Here is an 8,939-nt window from a genome sequence, read left to right on the forward strand (position 1 = left end):
ACCGCCGACGTCAACTACACCAGCACCTATAACAAGGTGAAGCAGGAACTGCCCGGGGCCATGCAGATGCGCGACCTCAAGAGCGACATCACGGCATACGCCCTGAGCACCGGCCTGCGTGCCGAATACAAGCTCAACACCCAATATGTGGACATCATCCCCCATCTGGGCGTGCGCTACATGTACGTGAGCACCGACTCCTACGACGTGAAGAGCAACGGCACCGTCATGCGCGGGGATGAAATGAACCAGAATATCTGGACATTCCCCATCGGCGTGACCTTCAGCAAGCAGGTTGAAACCGGCAACGGCTGGTACGTGAAGCCCAACCTTGACCTCGGCATCATTCCCGCCACCGGCGATATTGAAGCCAAGAGCAAGATCCGCTTTACCGGAACCGGCACCAAGGCCGAGCTGGACACCCATACAATGGATTACATGAGCTATACGGGTGGCCTTGGCCTTGACTTCGGCAATGACAACCTGAGCCTTGGCGTGAACTACAACATACAGGCCTCTGAGCACAGCACTTCGCACGGTGTGTTCGGCACGGTCCGCTACGAGTTCTAGGAAAACGCTGATTTATTCCGTCTGGCGGCGTTGCTTTACTTTCTTTGAAACAGCCAAGGGCGGAAAAGCCTACTCCTGCTTCAAAAAAAGACCGCGCCTTGCCAAACGAAACAACTGCGCGTTTGCAAGAGGCTCTTTAACCAGTAATGCATAACAGACCATAAACATCCGGTGCGGGGCGGCTTACGCCGCCCCGCTTATGTTTGCATAACACCACAAGCGCCCATACGGCTTGTGTGCCGTCCACGCCCTGCCCTTCCTTGGGCGCGGACGGTTTTTTTCCGCCAAGGTGCATTTATGACAAAACAAATACGTTTTGCAGCCTTGGGGCTGCTCTGCATTCTTCTCACAGGATGCCTCAACTTCAGTGATCCGCCCAAGGTCGGGGTGGTGGATGTGGACCGCGTATTGCGCGAATCCCGCGCGGCCCATGCCGCCGCCAAACATCTTGATGCCGTCCGCCAGCGCCTGAACGCGGGCTGGAACGAACTGCAAAAAGCTTACGCCGCCGCGCCGCCGAAAGAGCGTGAGCAGGCACTGGTTCAGGGCCTGCGCGCCCTGCGCAACCAGATGGCGCTGGAAGAAGCAGCGGCCAGACAGGTCGTTGTAAACCACATGCAGGCAGAAGCAGCCCGCTGGCGCGAAAGCTACAAGGCACAAATGGTGCTGACCCGCAGCGGCCTGCTGGACGCGGCACCCGGCATGGACATTACCGGAACCGTCATGGAGGCCATGAATCTGCATGAACCCGCATTTGCGGCACTGCCGACGGTGCATATCGAAGGCGGCGACAGTGCCGCAGAAAAAAGCCCGGCTGCCCCGGCGCCGTCCGCCAAACAGCGCCAACCTGCGGAAACCACGGCAAGCCCCAAGAAAAAATAATTCCGGTATGGAGCCGTTGATGTTTGAGATATGACGACTGTCCCTGTTTGGGACGCCCGCGCGGCGGGCGGCAGAGGGGGCCTGTTACGGGCTGCGCGACTTGTGTGCGGAGCTTCCCCGCTTCGCCCGATGATCCCCTGCGCGCCGCACAATGCCAACACAGCGCAGCCCTGCCTGGCTGCTGCCCCTGCTGGAAATCATCAGTGCCTGCGCAGTACACTGACTGAAACGCGCCCGCCCAACAAAACAGACAACGCCAAAAAGCAAGGCCCCTTTTTCAATAACTGAAAAAGGGGCCTTGCAAAAAACCGGTGCAGACTTGCGCCCCTCAAGGGCGGCAAGGGCAGCTATTCCGCAGGCGCGGCGTCGCTTTTTTCTGCCGGCCCGTTTTCGCCAACGGGCTTAAGGCTGTGCATGTATATCTGCTGCGGGCCATCAGAGCATTGGGGAACCTGAAGGCCAACACGCTCGCGTGAATTGATGACAATCGGCCCGGCCAGATTGAGTGCCGCCTCGCCGGGCTGCCCGGCGGGGATGGTGACCGTAACCAGAACCGCGGCTTCATCCAGACCGGATATGCGCAGAAGCTGCTTTTCGGCTTCGCCCATGGCAGGCGCATACGCGCCTTTTTCCATAAAACTGTATGGATCAGCCACCAGCAGCCCCACCACGGGGTTGTTCATGCTTTGCAGGATAAGCAGAGGGGCCTCGGGCCGTATCTGCAACAGGATGAAATCCCGTTCATTTTCAAAACCGGCCAGCCCGCGCGGAAAGTGTACAACCTTGTCGGCATCGACACTCCGGCGGCCAAGGCGGGTATCGATTTCTATTTCTTTGTTTCGTGCCATAATTCAGCAGCCACCATAAGGTCGTTGTTACTGGTTTCAAGGGCGCGGCGGTTTTCCTCCACAACCCGTTTATACACTTCCTCGCGGTAAACGGTTGTGTCGCCCGGCACTTCCAGGCCAAGCTTGACCTGTTTGCCCTGCATACCCAGAACGGTTATGCGTATGTTTTCGCCGAGATACAGGCTTTCACCCGGGCGGCGCGTCAGTATAAGCATAGATGCTACCTGTTATATGTACTTGGCAAGACTCATCTGCATGATCATAGAAGAAGACTGAAGCACCGTCTGGTACGTCAACTGCTGCCGCGTAAGCTTTGCCAGCAGCTCTGTCAGGTCGATGTCTTCGGTATAGCTCAATCGTTCTTCCTGGTCCAGCTTTTGAAAGCTGAGCACGTCCTGGGCCATGCTGACGCGGTTTTCCAGCCCGCCGATGCGGGCCTCGTGCGCAAGAATATGGGCATGCGCCTGCTCGATGGCGGCCAGGCTTTTCTGGCAGCCTTCCTGATTATTGTTTTCGCAGTAGGCGATGAATTCGCCCACCACGTCAAAAAGGTTCTGGCCGCCCTCAAGCGCCGGCTGCCCCTGATAGTAGCCCCCGAAAATATCCTTGCCCACGTTGTTCACAGAGATGTAGGTTCCCTGCATTATTTCAAGGTTCAGGTTGGCGCGCGAGGGATGGATGAGAACCTGCGTGCCAGCGTCAATGACGCTTGTGGGCGGGTTGGTGGCTGTGGCGTCCACGTCCATATAGCCGCCCGGCACCGGCAGGCGCACAGTGCCGCCCCCCGTGGTCTGGCCCGAAGCCGTGACCCAGGTTCCGCCGTTATCCAGGCTGTAGGAATAATTGAACGCCGTGCCGGTGGAGTTCAGGTCCACGGTATTGTCCATACGCACCAGCACGTTATTGCCAAAAGCTCCGTTGGCCGATGTTTGCAGCCCGGCGGGACCGCCCATGACGGTCATTTCCGGCGGCGGATCGTTGTCGTCGCCCTGGTAGACGGCCGTAGGCCGTATATAGACGAGCGTGCCGTTCTTGGCTCCGGGGCCGAGGCTTGTATCCGCCGCGCTGACGGCCATATCCTGATCCATAGTAATGGTTACGCCATCGGCCACCAGGGTGCGGCTGCCCGCAGGCACGGTGCTTGTGGTCCAGGTGTCGCCGCCGTCCTTGGACCAGCGGTAGGTCAGCGTATCCGTACCCAGGGTTCCGTCATCCGTGAACTGGATCATCATGGAGGTATTGCTTGCGCCATCAATGGAGTAATGGCCCTGGCTGATCTCGCTGTTCCACGTATCATCCCAGCAGGTCAGGCCCAGGCTCTGCTCGTAGGCGTTCAGATCGTAACGCTGCCCGGCAAAAATGCTCTTGCCGTTGAACTGCGTATTGGACAGGTTGAGAATCTGGCCGAAAATTTCGCGCGCTTCCTGGGCAATGAGCTTGCGCTGATCAGCCGTGGTGCCGGTGGCTGCCTGCTCCATGCGGCTCTTGAGGCTGATGATGGCATTGCTCAACTGGGTTCCCAGCACGTTATCCGTCAGTTCAAGCCAGCCCTTGGCCGTATCACAGTTGGACTGATACTGCTTGGTGGCGCTGATATCATCTCTGGTCATGAGCACACGGTACATGCCCGCAGGATCATCGGAAGGACGATTGATCTTTTTCTGCGTTGAGCCTTGTTCATTACTTTCCATATATGAAGAAAGGCTCTTCTGCATCTGCCCCACCATGGTATTATACATGGAGCTTTGTGTTACGCGAATGGACATGGCAACTCCTTGAGCATATTCTCGCCGGAAAAACACGTGTCCGAGTATTTAAAGCGCCCCTGTACAGCCACGGACAGGCCTGACGGCATTGCGTCTGGAAACAGTTACGCTGAGGCTATCGTTTAACGGGCCGCCACATGCGCGCGCATGTGGCTTCCGGTGCAGGTCCCTACTGCTTGAGGCCCAGCAGGGTTTGCAGCATCTGGTCAGCGGTGGTGATAAGTTTGGCCGCTGCCGTGTAGGAATGCTGAAATTTTATGAGGTTGGACATTTCCTCATCCAGGTTCACCCCTGTTACCGAGGTCACCCGGTCTTCAAGGTCGGTGGCGAGGGCCTTGTGGTATTCCGCATTGGTTTTGGCAAGCCTTTTGTCAGCGCCCACGGTGGTCACCAGGGTAGCGTAGTATTCGCCGATGCTCTGGTTGCTTACGGTCTTCCAGGTGGTGGAAACCGTCACCTTTTTGCTGGCAAGCTCCCCTATGGCCGTGGCCGTGACGTTATCGCCCTTGTTGGCCTGGTTCTGCCCGTTCACGGCCCCGGCGGCGATCAGGTTGACATTGCTGTGCAACTGGCTGTTCACCGCCATATTGGTAGCGCTGTCGCCCGTAAAAAACGTATTTATGCCAAGCGCGGCCATAAGCCCCGTGCTGTCCACCCCCATGGCAAAACTGACGTTGCAGGCCGGATTGGCCTCTATGAGCAGCTTGCCGTCCTGGATGGTCGCCTTGAGCATGTTGAGGCCAGGCGCGTTGGCATCGGGAAAGCTGCTGTTGATGACGTTGCACACGTCCTGCAGGGTGTGGTAGGCCGGGTCGAAATTCACGGTTCCGGGAGGCGTGATGGAGCTGAAGTCCAGTGTGTTGCTTCCGGCGGCGGTATTGCGAAAATCTCCGGTGGTCTTGTCGTAAAAAAAGATGTTTACGTTGCCGCTTTGCAGTCTGTCCGCATAGGGCATGATGGCCTGGGGCGAGCCAAGGGGCTGCTGCGTGCTCTGCACCTTTTGCGAGCCCTGGGCATAATTCAGCATTTCCGTGCCGGTTCCCTGGCTGTGCAGGCGGTTGACCTCCCAGATAAGGGACGAGGCCACGGCATTGAGTTCATCAAGGTAACGGCCGCAATTGTCGTCACGCACGGTAAAATACGAAGTCAGCTTGCCGCCGGTAACGCGGTTCTTGTTTTCCGAACCGTCAAAAAAGGTCTGGGGCGTGACGTTCTGCGGGCCGCGCGTCGGCTCTATCCAGTACAGGCCGCTCATGGGCACGATGTCGAACTGGTCGCCCACGGTAAAATTGTCTGTGGCGGTGAAAGAAATCTTGAGATTCTTTACCTGTACGGGATCTACCTTGCCGTCGCCATCGGTATCGGTGATCTCAAAGCGCATTTCCTTGCCGTCTTCATCACGCAGCCAGGTTTTGCCGCCGTCGAGCGACACGCGAAAACTGGGTGGCGGCACATCACCCGCTTTGCCGCCGGTGACGATATCCACAGTATATTCGTGGTTGTCCGTACCCTGAAATTCGATAGCACCCTTATAGGCCGATCCGACGCTCAGATGGCTTTCGGAGCGCGGCCCCATCACCTCAAGCACATTGACGTTCTGCCCCTGCACCAGCGGCTGCCCGGTGGTGAGCTGCACGGTAAAGTTGCCCTTGCCGTTGTCGATGGTCTCCACATCCACAAGGCTTGCCAGTTCGCGCACCATCTGGTCGCGCTGGTCAAGCAGCGCGTTGGGATTGCTCACACCGTCAACAGTGTTGGTGGTGATCTGCCTGTTGAGGTCGGCAATGCCCCGGGACAGGGCGTTGATGCGGTCCACAGACTGCTTGATGGATACATCCATCTCGTTCTGTATGGCCTTGAGCCCGGCCGCGGTGCTGCTGAACATGTCGCTCAGGTTGTCGGCCTGCGAAAGCAGGCTTTCACGATAGGCATTATCGTCCGGCAACTGGGTGAGGTCTTGCCACCCTTTGAAGAATTTATCCAAAGACGAGCTTATGCCCGCCCGGTTGGATTCGTTGAACAGGTTTTCCACCGAAGAGAGGATCATGTCCTGCTCTTTCCAGCGGGAAGAGTTGGTGGACTGGCGCACATAGGAGCGCTCAAGAAAGGCGTCAAAAAAGCGCATGATCTGCTGGGCATTGACGCCAAGACTTTCGCCGCCCGGCTTGGCGGTGATGGTTCCGGCGTCACGCTGATCCACATACCGGCGGGAATAGCCCTCGGTATCGGCATTGGCAATATTGCTGCCGGTAACCGATATCCACGCCTGTGAGGCTCCAAGAGCCGTCTTGCCGATATTGAGCAGACCGTTAAGCATGACCTAGAGCCTCCCTGAGATAAGCGCCGCCTCGGGGTGATGCTGCACACGCATGCCGCCACGCCGGCCGTAGGTTTCCGCCTTGGGGGGCATGGCCTGACTTGTGAGTGCCTGAAGCGTGCGGCTGCTCTGGTCAAGCAGCGCCAGCGAAAGCTGGCTGTTGCGCGTGGCCTGGCGCGACACACCCTGTTCGGCCTTGTCTATGGCGCGCAGAAGTTCCAGCAGCGCCCCGCCCTCCTCAGAAGACAGGGAACCGGCGTATTCCGCCACGCGCACTCCCGCCAGCGTCGTGATGACCGTGGCTTTTTCCGCCGCAAGCTGGCGTATAAGCTCCTGAATGGAAAACTCCAGCGCCACCACCGAATCGGTGTTGCGGTCAAGCAGCGCGGCGTATTCCTCTTCCATAAGCTCGCACAGCAGGGACAGGGCCTTGCTCTGACGTATCAGGGATGTGTGGATTATCGTATACATGGTCAACCTCACTGGGTGGCCGGACTTTGAAGCTGCGGGCAGAATCTGCCGCCTCGTCAGGAATCAAGCAATTTCCGTGCCTCGTCCTGTTGCCGGTCTGAAACGCTGTGGAAGGTAAAGCGGTTGCGACGGCGCGGAGGTGCGGCACAAAAGTTGCCCGCCGCAGAATCTGCCGCATGGCCTGTCGTAACGGCTTTCGCGCCGCAGGCTTTGGCCCGGGGCGCGGCAATCGCGCGCGTCAGCGCCGCAAGTCCGTGGCCGTCAGAGGTGGGATGCCGTAGCTTTCCATTCCCTGCCGGGCCTGCTGCGCGGAAGGGGCGGATGTCGCCATGCCCGGCTGTGCTGCAACCGGCTGGCCTGTCATGGCGCCTACCTGCCCGCCCACTGGCGCCGATGCCGCTCCCACAGGCGCATTTTGCCCCTGTGCAGCCGGGGCAGAAGCCGTCAACGGCTGCACTGCCTGCTGTGAAGCCAATTGTGAAGCCTGTTGCGCGTGATAGGCGGCCAGCCCGGCTCCCGCCCGGCTGTTGGGGCCAACAGCATCTGCGCTGAGACTGCGCAGGATGGCGCTGCCGGATGTTTTACGCTTGCTGGGCGGCACGTTGGTGGTATAACGCACTTTTTGTATATGCGGCTCCGCCTGCGCGGCAGCTTCCTGCGCCTCATGCCCCGGATCGCTCGCGAGGGCGCCGGGAACCGACGGTCCGGGCGTCACGATGCCGCCCGTCGGGGCAGCCTGGGGAGGCCGGGGAACAGGAGCGCCGGTTTGTGGGGCGGACTGCGGCATGGACTGCGGCATGGGCTGCCCGGCGGAATAGGCTGCGGCATTGCCCGGCTGGGCCATGCTGTTCATGGCCGCCTGCATGGCTGCGGGCGTACCCATGCTCTGGGCCATAAGCATCTGCATATCTCCGGCGGCCACCTGTTGCGCTGCCTGCTGCGCCGTCACGCCCTGCATGGTTTGCCCGGTGAGCGGCGGAATGTTTCCCACATGTCCGGCAGACCCGCCGGACGGAAGCGTTTGAGCCGCCTGAAGCGGCTGGTGCGGCTGCGCAAGGTGCGTGCGGGGCAGCACCCCGCGCGAACCAAGCTTGCTGCCCGCCTCAAAGCGGGCGGCGCGGGCCAGATGCAGCCCTGTATTCATGTTGGGCGATGCGTGCTGCTCTTTATCCTGCGCGGTATCCTGCCGGGCGCGCAGGGCGGCAAGGGCCTGCTCCACCTCGGGCGGACCTGCCGCCTGGGCAGCTTGTGAGGCAGGCAAACCGGCAGCTCCGGCGGTTTCGGCCGAAGCCATGCCGCCGGGCAAGACCTGAATACGCCCGGACTCGCCCACGTCCTGCACAGGAGCTATCCCATCATACACAGAAGGAATGGGCGCACCGCCACGCATGGCGCTGTGTCCCGCGCCACCCTGTCCGCCGCCGGACGCCGACAGGCCGCCGGGGCCATCTGCCGCGGCGCTTTCGTCATTGCCTCCCGCGGGCAGTATGGATGCTGCCTGGGGCGTAAATCCCGAGGGCGCGCCGCCCACAGAAGACGCCGTGCTACGGCTGGCCGAAACAAGGTTGCGCGAAAGCTGCGCGTACATCATGTCCGCAAGGCCGATGCCGCCCGCAGCCGTCATGGATTTTGCCAGTTCCTGATCATACATGCTCTGCCAGAACTGCTCTTCGCGGCCTTGCAGCATATTGGTCTTGGGCAGGGTATTGCGCATCTCCTGCCACATTTTCTGGATAAATATGGACTCAAAGCCTTCGCAGGCCTCGCGCAGTTTTTTTTCTTTTTCCGCTTCCGTCATTTTTTTGCCGTTGAGATTGCCAATGCCCGCCAGGCGGGACTGGAACTCGCGGCGGGATACTTCCGCCGCTCCGGCTTCATGCGGCACAAGGCCGGTGGTCAGGGGAGAGGTCATTTATATTACCTCCAGTTCCGCCAGCAGCGCACCGGAAACCTGCATGGTGCGCAGAATGGATATGAGGTCGCGCGGGGTGGCCCCGATGGAGTTGAGGCCATCCACCAGTTCCTGCAGGGTGGCCCCTTCAATGATGATGAGGTGGCGGTTTTCTTCGCGCACGTTGGTTTCTG

At 59.7% G+C, this 8,939-nt stretch carries 9 protein-coding genes; 2 read left to right on the forward strand and 7 right to left on the reverse strand.

The features are described from left to right. Both QZ377_RS01740 and QZ377_RS01745 read left to right on the forward strand, forming a co-directional pair. Positions 1-570: autotransporter outer membrane beta-barrel domain-containing protein (locus QZ377_RS01740; protein ID WP_291438962.1), on the forward strand; the 570-nt coding region annotated here is incomplete at its 5' end. 297 nt (positions 571-867) lie between these two features. Next, positions 868-1,452 carry an OmpH family outer membrane protein gene (locus QZ377_RS01745; protein ID WP_291438964.1) on the forward strand — a complete coding sequence of 195 codons (585 nt, stop codon included), beginning with the start codon at positions 868-870 and terminating at the stop codon, positions 1,450-1,452. A gap of 347 nt (positions 1,453-1,799) precedes the next feature. Here the strand turns inward: QZ377_RS01745 and fliW are convergent, their stop codons facing one another. The 7 genes from fliW to QZ377_RS01780 all read right to left on the reverse strand — a co-directional run. After that, on the reverse strand, positions 1,800-2,300 hold the full coding sequence (gene fliW, locus QZ377_RS01750; RefSeq protein ID WP_291438966.1) for a flagellar assembly protein FliW: 501 nt from the start codon (positions 2,298-2,300) through the stop codon (positions 1,800-1,802). Further along, a complete protein-coding gene (gene csrA, locus QZ377_RS01755) occupies positions 2,279-2,515 on the reverse strand; it encodes a carbon storage regulator CsrA (RefSeq protein WP_012625619.1) in 237 nt (78 codons plus the stop codon). Before csrA ends, fliW begins: the two co-directional genes overlap by 22 nt. 12 nt (positions 2,516-2,527) lie before the next feature. After that, a complete protein-coding gene (locus QZ377_RS01760) occupies positions 2,528-4,066 on the reverse strand; it encodes a flagellar hook protein (RefSeq protein WP_291438968.1) in 1,539 nt (512 codons plus the stop codon). A 169-nt stretch (positions 4,067-4,235) separates the two neighbouring features. Further along, complete coding sequence (gene flgK / locus QZ377_RS01765) at positions 4,236-6,383, reverse strand: flagellar hook-associated protein FlgK (protein ID WP_291438970.1); 2,148 nt, start codon at positions 6,381-6,383, stop codon at positions 4,236-4,238. A 3-nt stretch (positions 6,384-6,386) separates the two neighbouring features. Beyond that, positions 6,387-6,854, reverse strand: a complete 468-nt coding sequence (locus QZ377_RS01770; RefSeq protein ID WP_291438972.1) for a flagellar protein FlgN — start codon at positions 6,852-6,854, stop codon at positions 6,387-6,389. Between the two features lie 238 nt (positions 6,855-7,092). Further along, positions 7,093-8,766, reverse strand: coding sequence for a rod-binding protein (locus QZ377_RS01775; protein WP_291438974.1), 1,674 nt, complete (start codon positions 8,764-8,766; stop codon positions 7,093-7,095). Next, the coding region (locus QZ377_RS01780) for a flagellar basal body P-ring protein FlgI (RefSeq protein ID WP_291439064.1) at positions 8,767-8,939 on the reverse strand (173 nt) is incomplete at its 5' end.

The organism is Desulfovibrio sp. (genome assembly GCF_019424165.1).
Lineage (GTDB): Bacteria > Desulfobacterota > Desulfovibrionia > Desulfovibrionales > Desulfovibrionaceae > Desulfovibrio.